Source organism: Anoxybacillus kestanbolensis, from assembly GCF_001996285.1.
Classification (GTDB): Bacteria; Bacillota; Bacilli; order Bacillales; family Anoxybacillaceae; genus Anoxybacillus; species Anoxybacillus kestanbolensis_A.
Genome location: NZ_MQAD01000001.1, coordinates 175013 through 188386, shown reverse-complemented (window position 1 = coordinate 188386; position 13374 = coordinate 175013). Strand labels below are relative to the sequence as shown.

General features: G+C 42.3%; 14 protein-coding genes and 1 riboswitch. Of the genes, 11 read left to right on the top strand and 3 right to left on the bottom strand.

Annotated features, from left to right (window positions below; genetic code table 11):
- On the bottom strand, nt 1-1419 hold the full coding sequence (locus tag BO219_RS00980) for a SpoVR family protein (RefSeq protein ID WP_077427860.1): 1419 nt from the start codon (nt 1417-1419) through the stop codon (nt 1-3).
- A gap of 135 nt (nt 1420-1554) precedes the next feature.
- On the opposite strand from BO219_RS00980, the gene BO219_RS00975 reads away from it, so the two are divergent.
- The 4 genes from BO219_RS00975 to BO219_RS00960 all read left to right on the top strand — a co-directional run bounded on the left by BO219_RS00975 (nt 1555) and on the right by BO219_RS00960 (nt 6157).
- The gene (locus BO219_RS00975) at nt 1555-1998 is read left to right on the top strand and encodes a MarR family winged helix-turn-helix transcriptional regulator (RefSeq protein WP_077427858.1); all 444 of its coding nucleotides are present in this window, start codon (nt 1555-1557) and stop codon (nt 1996-1998) included.
- 5 nt (nt 1999-2003) lie between these two features.
- Nucleotides 2004-3611 carry an MDR family MFS transporter gene (locus tag BO219_RS00970; protein WP_077427856.1) on the top strand — a complete coding sequence of 536 codons (1608 nt, stop codon included), beginning with the start codon at nt 2004-2006 and terminating at the stop codon, nt 3609-3611.
- Between the two features lie 196 nt (nt 3612-3807).
- On the top strand, nt 3808-5472 hold the full coding sequence (locus tag BO219_RS00965; RefSeq protein WP_077427854.1) for a glycoside hydrolase family 13 protein: 1665 nt from the start codon (nt 3808-3810) through the stop codon (nt 5470-5472).
- A 127-nt stretch (nt 5473-5599) separates the two neighbouring features.
- Nucleotides 5600-6157 carry a PepSY-associated TM helix domain-containing protein gene (locus BO219_RS00960; RefSeq protein ID WP_077427852.1) on the top strand — a complete coding sequence of 186 codons (558 nt, stop codon included), beginning with the start codon at nt 5600-5602 and terminating at the stop codon, nt 6155-6157.
- 41 nt (nt 6158-6198) lie between these two features.
- On the opposite strand, the gene BO219_RS14975 is transcribed toward BO219_RS00960, so the two are convergent.
- Both BO219_RS14975 and BO219_RS00955 read right to left on the bottom strand, forming a co-directional pair.
- Nucleotides 6199-6333 carry a hypothetical protein gene (locus tag BO219_RS14975; RefSeq protein ID WP_255350573.1) on the bottom strand — a complete coding sequence of 45 codons (135 nt, stop codon included), beginning with the start codon at nt 6331-6333 and terminating at the stop codon, nt 6199-6201.
- A gap of 109 nt (nt 6334-6442) precedes the next feature.
- Nucleotides 6443-7627: a class I SAM-dependent rRNA methyltransferase gene (locus BO219_RS00955; RefSeq protein WP_077427850.1), complete on the bottom strand. Its 1185-nt coding sequence runs from the start codon at nt 7625-7627 to the stop codon at nt 6443-6445.
- Between the two features lie 132 nt (nt 7628-7759).
- Nucleotides 7760-7867: riboswitch (TPP riboswitch) on the top strand.
- A gap of 87 nt (nt 7868-7954) precedes the next feature.
- On the opposite strand from BO219_RS00955, the gene tenA reads away from it, so the two are divergent.
- From tenA to thiS, 7 genes are read left to right on the top strand one after another with little or no spacing between them, the layout of a single operon-like run.
- On the top strand, nt 7955-8650 hold the full coding sequence (gene tenA / locus BO219_RS00950; protein WP_077427848.1) for a thiaminase II: 696 nt from the start codon (nt 7955-7957) through the stop codon (nt 8648-8650).
- A complete protein-coding gene (locus tag BO219_RS00945; RefSeq protein ID WP_012575849.1) occupies nt 8625-9215 on the top strand; it encodes an ECF transporter S component in 591 nt (196 codons plus the stop codon). The genes tenA and BO219_RS00945 overlap by 26 nt, the downstream gene beginning before the upstream one ends.
- A gap of 3 nt (nt 9216-9218) precedes the next feature.
- Nucleotides 9219-10670, top strand: a complete 1452-nt coding sequence (locus BO219_RS00940) for an ABC transporter ATP-binding protein (protein ID WP_077427846.1) — start codon at nt 9219-9221, stop codon at nt 10668-10670.
- The gene (locus BO219_RS00935; RefSeq protein ID WP_077427844.1) at nt 10667-11461 is read left to right on the top strand and encodes an energy-coupling factor transporter transmembrane component T family protein; all 795 of its coding nucleotides are present in this window, start codon (nt 10667-10669) and stop codon (nt 11459-11461) included. Before BO219_RS00940 ends, BO219_RS00935 begins: the two co-directional genes overlap by 4 nt.
- Before the next feature lie 2 nt (nt 11462-11463).
- A complete protein-coding gene (gene tenI, locus BO219_RS00930; protein WP_077427842.1) occupies nt 11464-12078 on the top strand; it encodes a thiazole tautomerase TenI in 615 nt (204 codons plus the stop codon).
- Nucleotides 12066-13187: a glycine oxidase ThiO gene (thiO, locus tag BO219_RS00925; RefSeq protein WP_077427840.1), complete on the top strand. Its 1122-nt coding sequence runs from the start codon at nt 12066-12068 to the stop codon at nt 13185-13187. Before tenI ends, thiO begins: the two co-directional genes overlap by 13 nt.
- Nucleotides 13171-13374, top strand: coding sequence for a sulfur carrier protein ThiS (gene thiS, locus BO219_RS00920; RefSeq protein ID WP_077427838.1), 204 nt, complete (start codon nt 13171-13173; stop codon nt 13372-13374). Before thiO ends, thiS begins: the two co-directional genes overlap by 17 nt.

The following is a 13374-nucleotide window of genomic DNA, read 5'->3' as shown; positions in this document are numbered from 1 at the left end:
TCATATATATTTTCGCTGTACGTTTCGTCCGTCGTATGTGAATAACGTCGTTTTGTTTTCGATGATCGTTTCGATGTGAACGGCACGCCCCCAAAGCCGATAAATGTATGGAAGCACTTTTTCTAAATATTTGACGTCAAGTTCAATGCCTTCGAACCAATGTTTTAAATACAACTCCCCGTTGCGCATGTAATCGCCATCGTTGACCGTAATATATGGAAAGCCGCCGTTGACGCGCATGTTCACAAGCTGATCGCGCACATGTTCCCAATGTTTATCAACGATTTTATAGTCTTTTCCTTGCTTTTGGAATAAATACATATCTTCACGCATGACGAGTTCTTTTGTTAAATAGTTGCGTAAAAACGAAATGTCCGATTCTAGCTCGCGCACTTCAAATATTTTTGCTCGTCCTGAACCTGGCTTGACGCCAAGCTTTTTCATGTCTTCGGTCGGATTGTCCCACCGTTTTTCGATATCTTCAAAAATTTTTAGTCCTAAGTAATATGGATTAATGCCGGTGCGGGAAGGTTGAACAACCCCGGCGTTTAATTTAGCAAATTCAATCGCCTCGTCACTCGTTAAATCCATTTCTCGCAAAATACGTTGATGCCAATACGATGCCCAGCCTTCGTTCATAATTTTCGTTTCAAGCTGTGGCCAAAAATAAAGCATTTCTTCGCGCATCATTGTCAAAATGTCGCGCTGCCATTCATCAAGTTCACGGCTATATTCTTCGATAAATAGCAGCAAATCCTTTTCTGGATGTGGTGGAAACTTTTTTCGTTTTTTTCGAACGGGCTGTGTTTTTTTCTTTTCATCGAGCGACCATAAATCGTCATACGGGGACGGTTTGCGCGTTTCGTTCTCCTCTTCGTACACTTCCGTGTCGGATAACGTCCATGCAAGCTTCGGGCGCAGGAGCGACGGATCAATATGTTCTTGAATAGCTAATACGGCATCTAAAAATTTTTCAACTTCTTGTTTCCCATATTCATGTTCGTAATGTTTAATTCGTTCGGCTGTTGCCGCCATGCTTTCGACCATGTCTCGTTTTGTGTTGCTAAAGCGAACGTTGTTTTTAAAAAAGTCGCTATGGGCAAGGACGTGTGCGACAATTAATTTATTTTGAATAAGGGTGTTTGTGTTTAATAAAAAGGCATAGCACGGATCGGAGTTAATGACAAGCTCGTAAATTTTACTTAATCCGAGATCATAATGAAGTTTCATTTTATGAAATTGTTTCCCAAAACTCCAATGCGAAAAGCGTGTCGGCATGCCGTACGCTCCGAACGTGTAAATAATATCAGCTGGGCAAATTTCATAGCGCATTTCATAAAAATCAAGCCCAAATCCTTCGGCAATTTCTGTAATTTCCGCAATCGCTTTTTCTAATGCTTTTTGCTCATCACGTTTCATCGCATTCCCTCCTTATGACAATGTATGAGCGAGTGCATCATTTGATACGTCAGGAATCATTGATTGACTTTATATTTTCTTTCATTTATATTTAACTATGTTAAATATTTATATCGTTAAAAAGGTGGGGTGTGTATGGAGCGGACGCCGTTTACTGTACTCGTTGAGAGATTAGAGCATGCGTTTTCATTGGCCGTTCGTAAATTGGCAGCTGACTTGGCTAAGGAGGAAATCGGCTTAACGAAACCGCAGTTTTTTATTTTAAACTTGTTGTCGAAGCGTGGGAAATGTACAGTAAGTGAATTAGCGGACGAAATGTTTGTTAAACCGAGCGCCATTACTACGATGATCGATCGCTTATATAAAAGTGGGTTTGTATTGCGTGATCGAGATGAAGAAGATCGGCGTGTCGTGTATGTGCAATTGTCTGAAAAGGGGAAAGAAATGCTTCAGCATGCACGGGCAGAGCGAAGAAAAATTATTGAACGTTATTTAAGTCAATTACAGCTTGAAGAGCTTGAACAGTTTGTCTATATTATCGAAAAAATTGCTGCGATAAACGAAAAAGAGGAGAAGTGAGACGTATGAAAGAACAAGCAGCGATACAAACAAGTATTGCGAATATACAACAAAAACGAGGTATTTTAATTACGGGGCTTCTTGTTGCGATGTTGTTTGGAGCACTCGATGGGACGATCCTCGGGACGGCGTTGCCACGCATTGTTGGCGAACTTGGTGGGTTGAGTATGATGGCATGGTTGACAACCGCTTATATGCTCACATCGACAACGATCGTTCCGATTGCCGGGAAGCTCGCTGACTTATTTGGACGCAAGTCGATTTATGTTACAGGGTTAGCAATTTTTATTATCGGCTCAGCGCTATGTGGCATGGCGGACACAATGAATCAGCTTATTATTTTCCGAGCCATTCAAGGCATTGGTGGAGGTATTATGATGCCGATGGCGATGATCGTCATTGGTGATTTATTTACGGGAGCAGAGCGGGCAAAATGGCAAGGTGTGTTTGGCGGCGTATTTGGATTAGCATCTATTCTTGGGCCACAAGTGGGTGGATGGATTGTCGATTCGTTAAATTGGCGCTGGGTGTTTTACATTAACCTCCCTGTCGGTATATTAGCCATTGTTCTCATTTCGCTCGGTTTGCATAATCATCGCGTCGCTGAGCGAGTAAAGCTTGATTTGGCAGGCATGTTTACGATGGTTGTAGCCGTTGTTTCGTTGTTGCTTGCCTTAACGTTCGGTGGCGATAAATACGATTGGCTATCGTGGCAAATTATTTCTTTACTAGCTAGCTCGGTCGTTTTCTTTAGTTTATTTGTATTTGTAGAGCGAAAAGCAGAAGAGCCGATTATGCCGATTCATTTATTAAAAAATAAAACGTTTGTTGTGCTTAATAGCGTCGGGTTTTTTATGTCTGTCGGCATGTTTGGAGCGATTATGTTTGTACCGCTCTTTATGCAAGGCATTATTGGCATGAGCCCATCAGAATCAGGAACGATGATGTTTCCGATGATGTTTGCGCTTATTATCGCAAGTATGATCGGTGGACGACTTGTACAAAAAATTGGTGTTCGCCCGCAAGTGATTGTTGGGATGGTGCTTGTGGCGCTTGGCTTTTTCTTATTGTCAACGATGGATGTCGATACGAATAAATGGACAGCGATGTCATTTATGGCGACGCTCGGTTTTGGGCTAGGATTCGTCAACCCAGTTATTACGCTCGCGTTGCAAGAAGTATTTCCGAAGTCGCAGCTCGGCATTGTAACATCATCGAGCCAGTTTTTCCGGCAAATTGGAGGAACGTTTGGGGCGACGTTGTTAGGGGCGATTATGAATCATCGTTCGAAAGATTTATTAGAAGCGAAGTTTCTTCCGTTGTTAGAACAATTGCCAGCGCAAGCGCAAGCGATGACAGATTCATTTAAGCAACTTGTTGAATCGAACCCGCAAAGCGTATATTCCGTCATTTTAAATCCGGATACGTTGAAAAAAATTCCTGAACAAATGCAACAAATGTTTGTGCCTGTATTAAAACAAACGCTTGTTGATGCGTTAAGCGATGTATTTTTGTATGGATTGATTTTCGTTGGCATCGGCTTTATTTTTGCAATGTTTATTGGTCGCATTACGATTTCTAATCGAACGAATAAAGTGAATGAAATGGAATAAAATATAAGTATAAAATAGGCAACGATGATGAATCGTTGCTTATTTTTGTTCGCAGTTAAACCGTTTGCGCAATAAAAACGAAATTTTTTATGAAAAAGTGCAACTTCCTCTTTCAACAAAGCTGTTTGTATATTAACATGAAAGAGTAAAGAATATTGAAAGCGATTTATGCTGAATGGATTGAGGAGGATTTGGCGTGAAAAAAGCTTGGTGGAAAGAAGCGATTGCATATCAAATATATCCAAGAAGCTTTATGGATTCAAACGGAGACGGCATCGGTGATTTACAGGGAATTATCCAAAAGCTTGACTATTTAAAAGACCTTGGAATCGATGTCATATGGATTTGTCCGATTTATAAATCACCGAATGCTGACAATGGCTATGACATTAGTGATTATCAAGACATCATGGAGCAGTTCGGGACGATGGAAGATTTCGATCAATTGCTTCGAGAAATTCATAAGCGCGACATGAAAGTTATTTTAGATCTCGTCATTAACCATACGAGTGATGAACATCCTTGGTTTATTGAATCGCGCTCATCACGGGACAATCCAAAGCGCGATTGGTACATTTGGCGCGATGGAAAAAACGGCAAAGAACCGAACAATTGGGAAAGCATTTTTGGTGGCTCGGCATGGGAATATGACGAGGCGACGGATCAATATTATTTGCATGTGTTTGCAACGAAGCAACCGGATTTAAATTGGGAAAATGAAGATGTTCGTCGTGCGTTATATGACATGATTAATTGGTGGCTCGATAAAGGCATTGATGGGTTCCGTGTTGATGCGATTTCACACATTAAGAAAAAAGAAGGTCTCCCTGATTTACCAAATCCAAAAGGACTTGATTATGTCCCTTCATTTGACGGACATATGAATCAAGAAGGGATTATGGACTATCTTCGTGAGTTGAAAATGCAAACGTTTGCGCGTTATGACATCATGACAGTTGGAGAAGCGAACGGAGTAACGGTCGAGGAGGCAGAAGATTGGGTCGGTGAAGAAAACGGCATTTTTAATATGATTTTTCAGTTTGAGCATCTTGGACTTTGGCAAAAAGGAACAGATGGCGGTGTCGATGTTCGGAAATTAAAACGTGTATTAACGAAATGGCAAAAAGGATTAGAGGGTGTTGGCTGGAACGCACTATTCCTTGAAAACCATGACCAGCCTCGTTCCGTGTCGACGTGGGGAAATGACGAACAATATCTTGTTGAAAGTGCCAAAGCATTAGGGGCATTATATTTCCTTATGCAAGGAACGCCGTTTATTTATCAAGGGCAAGAAATTGGCATGACGAACGTCCGATTTGAAACGATTGATGAATATGACGATGTCGCCATCAAAAATTATTATCGTATTGAACGTGCTAAAGGGCGTTCTCATGAAGAAGTGATGCAATGGATTTGGAAAAACGGTCGTGACAATTCACGCACGCCGATGCAATGGTCTGATGATGAAAACGCCGGATTTACAACAGGAACACCTTGGATTGGTGTGAATGAAAATTATAAACAAATTAATGTCAAAAAACAGTTGCACGACCCGAACTCTGTGTTAAACTTTTACAAACGCATGATTCAACTAAGAAAACAGCATGACGTATTTGTTTACGGAACATACGATTTAATATTAGAAAACCATAAAGCAATTTACGCATATACGCGCACGTTAGGTGATGAAAAAGCGATCGTCATCGTGAACTTAACAGACCGAAAAACAATGTATCGTTACGATTCATTGAAATTAAATAGCGAGCAATTGGTGTTAGCAAACTACGATGTAAAACCGCATAAACATGCGACACGCTTTACATTGCGTCCGTATGAAGCGCGTGTATATTTGGTGAAATAATGAAAATCCCCTTTTCCGACATGGAAAAGGGGATTTTCACATTTTTTTCACGTACTTTTCAAACTTCTCGCAAATTCATATTTTACATTTACATGTGTAAAACATGAGTGAAGTTGGAGGAAGACAGATGAAAAAAACGCGCAATTTGCATTTATGGATTGGACTCATTTGTTCGGTTTTTTTACTTTTGGAAGCGGTGACAGGATTGTTGTTGACTGAGCGTTGGTTAATGGGCATGGGTGGACATTCGCATGGTAGCCATGAACATGCGCATGGTGATGGAGGTGGACATTCGCATGGTAGCCATGAACATGCGCATGGTGATGGAGGTGGACATTCGCAGTTAAATATGATCGATGCAGTAAAAAAAGCGAGTGAATCCGGTGCGTTTTCCATGGATGAAGTTGGTGTCGTGATGAATCATGGGATGTATATGGTACGGTTGAACGATAAAGACGGGACGTTAGTGACGATTGCGCCAGACGGTACAGTTGTGAAAAAAGAAGTCAATAAATTTGCTTCGTTTGTACGTGCTATTCACGTGGGCAATCTCGGTGTTTGGAATCGTCTTATGATTGATGTTGCTGCGATTTCGATTATCATACTGACAGGGACGGGTATTTATTTATCCGCAAAAATTTTGCGTGCGCAAGCGAAAACAAAACAACGAAAAGCGGTCGCATAAACGAAAAGCACTTCGCATGAACGGTTTGTGCGAAGTGCTTTTTAACTAATTCGTTTCGTTGGTGTTTGTTGAATTTTCCCTGTCCCGTTGCATAGTGAGCATGTTTTATAAAGCGATAAACAAATTTTCATTTTCTTTTTTCCGAAGCATTTTGGACAAATTGTTTTTAATGCCATTGTCATCACCTCTTTAGAAAGCGTTTTCAATTATAGTATACCCTGTTTTTGTGTCATGTGTGCACAATCATTTTGTCCATTTTTAAACAGGTTGGCATGAGCCAACCTGTTACTTACGTGAATGTACTTCGTAAATGGCAAATTTCAAATAATCGCCTTCATCGGCGGCAAGTAGTTTTGGATGGTCATATCCTGCACCGCTCCAATGAATTTGACGTAAAATTTTCTTCGCATCAAACGCTGCTTCCGTAACCATCGCTTGAAACATATATGGATGCACATGATACGAACAACTTGCTGTCACGAAAAAGCCGCCGTCTTTCACTAACTTTAAGCCGTTTAAATTAATATCTTTATAGCCGGCAAGCGCCTTTGGCACCGCATGAGCGGATTTTGCAAACGCTGGTGGGTCAATAATGACGACATCCCATTTTTTCCCCTGTTGTACGCATTCGCGTAAGTAGTCAAACGCGTTCGCAACGACGAAATCCACATTTGTAAATCCGTTTAACTCTGCGTTTCGCTTTGCTGTTTCAATCGCATGTTCAGAAATATCGACAGCGGTCACATGTTTTGCTCCGTATAAGCAGGCGTTTAACATAAATGAACCTGTATGCGTAAAACAATCGAGCACGGTTGATTCGCTTGTAATCAGCGGCTTGATGGCAGCACGATTTTGACGTTGATCGAAGAAAAATCCTGTTTTTTGTCCGTTTTCGATATCGACAATGTATTTCACGCCGTTTTCTTCAATTTGTACGTTCGTATCGCACGTGCCGTACCAAAATCCTTTTTCTTGTTTTAATCCTTCTAATTCGCGCACGTGAACGTCGTTGCGCAAATAAATCGCTTTCGGTTGAAAAACGTCAAGAAGCGCTTGTAAAATCCATTCTTTTCTTTTTTCCATGCCGAGCGATAAAATTTGCACAACGAGCACATCTTCGTACTTATCAACGATGAGCCCAGGTAAAAAATCGGCTTCTCCATAAACGGCGCGACATGAACGAACGCCCGGAATCATCCGTTCGCGATACGCCCATGCTTGACGAATACGGTTCATAAAAAATTGCGCATTTAATTCATCGTTTGGATTTTGCGTTAACACGCGCACGATCATTTGTGATTTTGGATTAATATATCCTTTCGCTAAAAAGTGACGTTGATGGTTATATACGTTGACGAAATCCCCCGGTTCAAAATCTCCTTCAATATAATCGACTTCGCTTTGAAACACCCACGGATGTCCAAGCTCGAGCCGTTTTTTTCTTTTTCGTTTTAAAAATACATTTGCCATACATCCCACTCCTGACTATATATTCGCTACTTTAGCATACAGGAAGAACACGATGCGCGCAAATGGTGGAGAAAAATATTTGACAATTCCATGAAATATGCTAATATTAGTGACAAAGTGAATGATGCAAATGTATTCCACTAGGGGGGCCTTTAGATAGGCTGAGATCAAAGTGTGCCTTTGAGACCCTTAGAACCTGATCTGGATCATACCAGCGTAGGGAAGTGGAAACGGTGCGAAGTGTGTCTCTTATTAATTTCCATCGTTTACAACCACTTTCTTTGCGCAAAGAAAGTGGTTTTTTATTTTTCTTAAGGGGGAGAGGTTATGTTGTTTTCAGAGCAGTTGCGCAAGGCTGTCGATCCGATTTGGGAAGCGAGCTTTCATCATCCGTTCGTGAAGGAGCTCGGGGAAGGAACACTTGATTTACGTTGTTTTCGCTATTATGTATTACAAGATTCATATTATTTGACACACTTTGCAAAAGTGCAAGCGCTTGGCGGGGCGATGGCTGATGATTTACAAACGACCGCAAGCATGGCGCATCATGCGCAAAGTACGTATGAAGCTGAGCTTCGTTTACATGAAACGTTTATGAAAGAGCTCGGTATTACAGAAGAAGAAAAGGCGTCGTTTGTTCCTGCTCCAACTGCGTATGCGTACACGTCCCACATGTATCGCGCGTCGTTTGCAGGACGTTTTGGCGATGTATTAGCTGCCATTTTACCGTGCTATTGGTTGTATTACGAAATTGGTGAGCGGTTAAAACATTGTAAGCCGAATCATCCAATTTATGCACAATGGATTGAAGCGTACGGCTCTGACTGGTTCAAACAGCTTGTCGAACAACAAATTGCGCGTTTAAACGACATCGCAAAAACAGCTAGCGAAAAAGAGTTAGAGCGGATGAAGCAACACTTTGTGATCAGCAGTCAATATGAATATTTATTTTGGGACATGGCGTACAAATTAGAACGTTGGCCAATTGAAGAGGAGGATGTTTATGCAAACGAAAGGGCTTAAATTAACAGACGTATTAACGACCGTTGTGGTGGCGATTGTGTTTGGGATTGTGTATAAAGTGTGGGGACCGCTTTACTATGCGGTAAAACCGCTTGGACTTCATCTTGATCAACTCATTTATGGTATGTGGTTTATTGCGGCAACTGTTGCCTATTTATTAATTCGTAAACCAGGAGTGGCGCTGCTTGCAGAAGTGGCTGCGGCATCAGGAGAGTTTTTAGCTGGTTCTGAATGGGGGCTTGAGGTGCTATTTTACGGCTTTGTGCAAGGGTTGCTCGCTGAACTTGTTTTCGCTGCTTTCCGCTATAAACGTTTTGATGTGGCGGTTGTGTCGCTTGCAGCGGTTGGTTCAACGATCGCTTCATTAGTGCTTGATTTTTACAAAGGATATATCGACCAATTAGCATGGTGGAATTTAACGTTATTTATCGGTGCGCGTTTCATTGGAGCGATCATCATTGCTGGTGTATTTGCTTATTCGCTTGTGAAAGCGCTCGAAGCGACAGGTGTGACGCAATTGTTGCGTCCGACGACAAAAGAAGATTACGACTCGCTTGATAAATAGAAGGTGACATCATTGATCCATATCGAACAATTGCGCTTAAAATTTCCGGGGGCAGAAAAGCGGTTATTTACCGATGTATCGCTTTCGATTAAAAAAGGAGAAAAAGTGTTGCTTTTAGGCCCATCGGGATGCGGAAAATCCACGCTTTTGCAAGTGATGGCGGGCATTATTCCGCGCTCGATCGATGTGCCGATGAAAGCGAGTAAACTGCACATTCCAAATCGTGTAGGCTATGTGTTTCAAGATCCCGATGCCCAGTTTTGTATGCCGTATGTTGATGAAGAAATGGCTTTTGTTCTCGAAAATCTCGGTGTGCCACGTGCAGAGATGGAAGAAAAAATAGCGCACATGCTTCGTCTTGTGCGCCTCCGTCTCCCGCACGTTCATGTACCGATTCAAACATTATCTGGAGGAATGAAACAGCGGTTAGCGATTGCGTCAGTTTTAGCGCTTGAACCTGATGTGTTATGTTTAGACGAACCGACAGCACTTCTTGATGAAGAAGGAACAAAAGCGGTGTGGGAAACGTTAAAAGAAGTGGCGGAGGATCGAACCGTTGTCATTGTTGAACATAAAATTGAACACATTGTTGATTTTGTCGAGCGCATCATTTTATTTAACGAACATGGTGAGATCATCGCTGACGGCGGAACGAATGAAATTTTTTCAACGTATCGTTCGTTTATTACAGAACAAGGGATTTGGCATCCAGACGTGTGGGAAACGTATAAAAAGCCAAAAACAGCGCAACAACCGTATGCACATGGGGATGTTCTTTTACATGTACAGTCGCTTCGCGGCTTTCGACAAAAAGAAGAAAAAATAGCGGTCGACGAGTTAGTGATTCATGCGGGTGAATGGATTGCGGTTACAGGGGAAAACGGTGCAGGGAAAAGTACGTTGTTGCAAAGCTTAATGAAACTTATTCGAACAGAAGGCGATATGTATTGGCAAGGAGAGCTTGTCAAACATGAAGGATTGTTATATGACAACATTGCTTTTGTGTTCCAAAACCCCGAGTTTCAATTTGTTACAAATCGTGTAGATGATGAGTTAGCGTACTCTTTCCGTCTTGAAAAACACCCGGAGCATGAAATAGCCAAGGAAGTGGATCGACTGCTCGAACGGTTTCATTTAAGCGCGCAACGGCATTTACATCCATACCAATTGTCGATCGGGCAAAAGCGGCGACTAAGTGTTGCTGCGTCGGTGACGGAGCAACATCGCCTATTGCTTCTTGATGAACCGACGTTCGGACAAGATGCAAAAAATACGTTTGCGCTGCTCGAATGGCTTGAAGCGTATCGACAACAAGGAAAGGCAATTGTCATGGTAACACACGATGAACGTATCGTGTCTGAATTCGCGACAAGACGATGGGTCATTGAAAGCGGAAAGATTGTCGCTGATGAAATGATTGCACCGCGAATGCTTGTACGAGGTGAAATAGGATGAGATGGAGCATTGACCATCGCGAAACATGGTTGCATCAAACGAATCCGACAGCGAAATTGCTTTTCTTTTTGCCGATGTTTGTTGTGATTGTTTTTGTCCATAATCCGAACGTACTCATCAACTGGACAATCGGATTTACCGCCTTATTTATGTTGTTTAGCGGTTATCGGATGAAGCATATGCTTTTGTTTTTTGCTCCGTTTTTGTTCATTTTCATTTCTACGTCGTCGTCGATGATTTTGTTTGGAAAAGGGGAGACGACGTGGTTTCATTGGGGGCTGATTCATATTACCGAAGAAAGTTTTTACCGCGGCGTTCACCTCGGCTTTCGTACGCTTTTGTTTGCGATTTTCGGATTAATGTTTGCGCTCACGACAAAGCCGGTGCTTTTATTTTACTCGCTTATGCAACAAGCGAAAGTGAAACCGAAATATGCGTATAGTTTTTTAGCAGCTATTCGTTTATTGCCGATCATGTTAGAAGAATTTCAAACGGTTCATCAAGCGCTAAAGGTGCGACGGGCTGCCAAAGCGAAAGGATTTCGTGGCAAACTTGAATTGGTGAAACGATATGCGATCCCGCTTTTATCACAAAGTATTCGCCGCGCTCAGCGCATTGCGGTGGCGATGGAAGCAAAAGGATTTACAAATGAACGAACACGGACGTTTTATTATGAAGTGACGATGGGGAAATATGACATTTATTTACTTATCGTCATATGCGTTATCGTTGCAGCTGGATATTACGTCGCGGACGTGTTCCCATACGTGGCGATAAAGGATGTGCGGTAAGTATGAAAGAGTTCCATCTCATCTCAACAGGCAATCAGTCGATGGACACGTTTGTTCATATTTCATCGCTCGTCCATTCATATGTCGATTACATTCATATTCGTGAAAAGCATCGCTCAGCGAAAGAAATTAGCATGATTGTGGAAAAGTTGCTTGAAGCAAATGTGCCAACACAAAAAATTATCGTCAATGATCGAGTGGACGTCGCAGTCGTTTATGGCGTTGGCGGCGTTCAGCTCGCTCATCATAGTTTGGCGCCTAAACGAATAAAAGAGAAGTTTCCATTTTTGCGTGTCGGCCGATCTGTTCATACATTGGAAGAAGCAAAACAAGCGGAAGACGAAGGAGCGGACTACGTCGTTTTCGGACATATATACGAAACGAATTGTAAAGAAGGCTTGAAGCCGCGCGGGCTTTCATCGTTGCAGCAGTTGGCGAGTTACATATGCATTCCTATCGTTGCCATTGGAGGCATTAAACCTTATCATGTTCGTGATGTGTTCATGGCGGGGGCAAAAGGGATTGCGGTGATGTCTACTGTATTTGACGCGGATGATCCGCTGTATATGGTTCAACTATATCGGAAACAAATGGGGGCGAATACATGGACGTTTTAATTATTGGGGGAGGCATTATTGGCAGCAGCATCGCTTTTGAGTTAACGAAAAGAGGAGCGTCAGTTGTCGTTATTGAACGTGGTGCGCTCGCACAAGAAGCATCATCGGCCGCAGCCGGAATGCTCGGTGCGCACTCTGAGTTTGCGACAGATCATCCTCTCATTCCGCTTGCTTTAAAGAGTCAAGCGATATTTCCAGACGTCCTCGCCGAATTGTATGAGTTAACGCATATAGTCGTCCATTGGAATGAAACAGGAATGTTAAAACTGGCAACAACGATGGAAGAGTACGAAAAATTAACGGAACATTATGAATTTTGGAGGCGTATTCAATCAACACACGTCCGTTGGTTAACGGCTGATGAAGTGGAGCAAATCGAACCGCACGTACGAAATGAGTACGGTGCGATGTATACGATCGATCAACAAGTGGATGCTAAACAGCTTTCGCTTGCTTTCGCTCGGGCAGCGATGGCAAAAGGGACAAAGTTTTTACCGTATACGGAAGCGTACGATTTTATTGTTGAACAAGAACGTGTTGTAGGGGTAAAAACAACGAGTGGTTCGCTATATGCAAAGCGTATCATTATTGCGTGCGGGGCATGGACGCCAATGTTAGCTGAAAAGTTGCGGTTATCGCTACATATGTATCCGGTCAAAGGAGAATGTGTTTCGGTGATGACAGAAACCCCTCTTTTACAAGCTACTGTATTTGCGAAAAACGGCTGCTACATCGTGCCGAAAGCGAATAATCGACTTGTCATCGGAGCTAGTGCGATTGCACATTCATTTACGAAAAACGTGCAAACATGTAGCGTGCATCAATTGTTAACACGCGCAATGCAAATCGTTCCGGCTATTGCTCATTGTACATTCGAGAAAACTTGGGCAGGCATTCGTCCACAGACAAAAGACGGTCTGCCTTACATCGGGGCTCATCCACAATACGCAAACGTGTTTATTGTAACAGGACATTATCGCAACGGCATTTTATTAAGTGCGATTACAGGTCGATGTGTGAGCGATATGCTTGAAGGAAAAGAAGTACCATTTGATATGACACCGTTTTCGCCAACAAGAAAGGGGGAGGGGCATGCGTTGCATCATTAATGGTGAAATGATGGACTTGCCAGCTCACATTCGTACAGTTGCTCAATTGTTGCATCATTTTCATATTCATGAAAAAATCGCAATCGTTGAAATCAATATGGAGATTATTCCGAAAAAGAACTATGAACATAAACAGATTGCTGACGGCGATCGCATTGAAATTGTTCACTTTGTAGGGGGAGGATAA

Bases quoted from the DNA above. Each gene is read 5' to 3' on its own strand.
- BO219_RS00955 (WP_077427850.1), bottom strand. From the start codon at position 7,627: ATGGCAAATGTATTTTTAAAACGAAAAAGAAAAAAACGGCTCGAGCTT.
- BO219_RS00935 (WP_077427844.1), top strand. From the start codon at position 10,667: ATGAGATGGAGCATTGACCATCGCGAAACATGGTTGCATCAAACGAAT.
- BO219_RS14975 (WP_255350573.1), bottom strand. From the start codon at position 6,333: ATGGCATTAAAAACAATTTGTCCAAAATGCTTCGGAAAAAAGAAAATG.
- thiS (WP_077427838.1), top strand. From the start codon at position 13,171: ATGCGTTGCATCATTAATGGTGAAATGATGGACTTGCCAGCTCACATT.
- BO219_RS00980 (WP_077427860.1), bottom strand. From the start codon at position 1,419: ATGAAACGTGATGAGCAAAAAGCATTAGAAAAAGCGATTGCGGAAATT.
- BO219_RS00970 (WP_077427856.1), top strand. From the start codon at position 2,004: ATGAAAGAACAAGCAGCGATACAAACAAGTATTGCGAATATACAACAA.
- BO219_RS00945 (WP_012575849.1), top strand. From the start codon at position 8,625: ATGTTTATGCAAACGAAAGGGCTTAAATTAACAGACGTATTAACGACC.
- tenA (WP_077427848.1), top strand. From the start codon at position 7,955: ATGTTGTTTTCAGAGCAGTTGCGCAAGGCTGTCGATCCGATTTGGGAA.
- BO219_RS00960 (WP_077427852.1), top strand. From the start codon at position 5,600: ATGAAAAAAACGCGCAATTTGCATTTATGGATTGGACTCATTTGTTCG.
- BO219_RS00975 (WP_077427858.1), top strand. From the start codon at position 1,555: ATGGAGCGGACGCCGTTTACTGTACTCGTTGAGAGATTAGAGCATGCG.
- thiO (WP_077427840.1), top strand. From the start codon at position 12,066: ATGGACGTTTTAATTATTGGGGGAGGCATTATTGGCAGCAGCATCGCT.
- tenI (WP_077427842.1), top strand. From the start codon at position 11,464: ATGAAAGAGTTCCATCTCATCTCAACAGGCAATCAGTCGATGGACACG.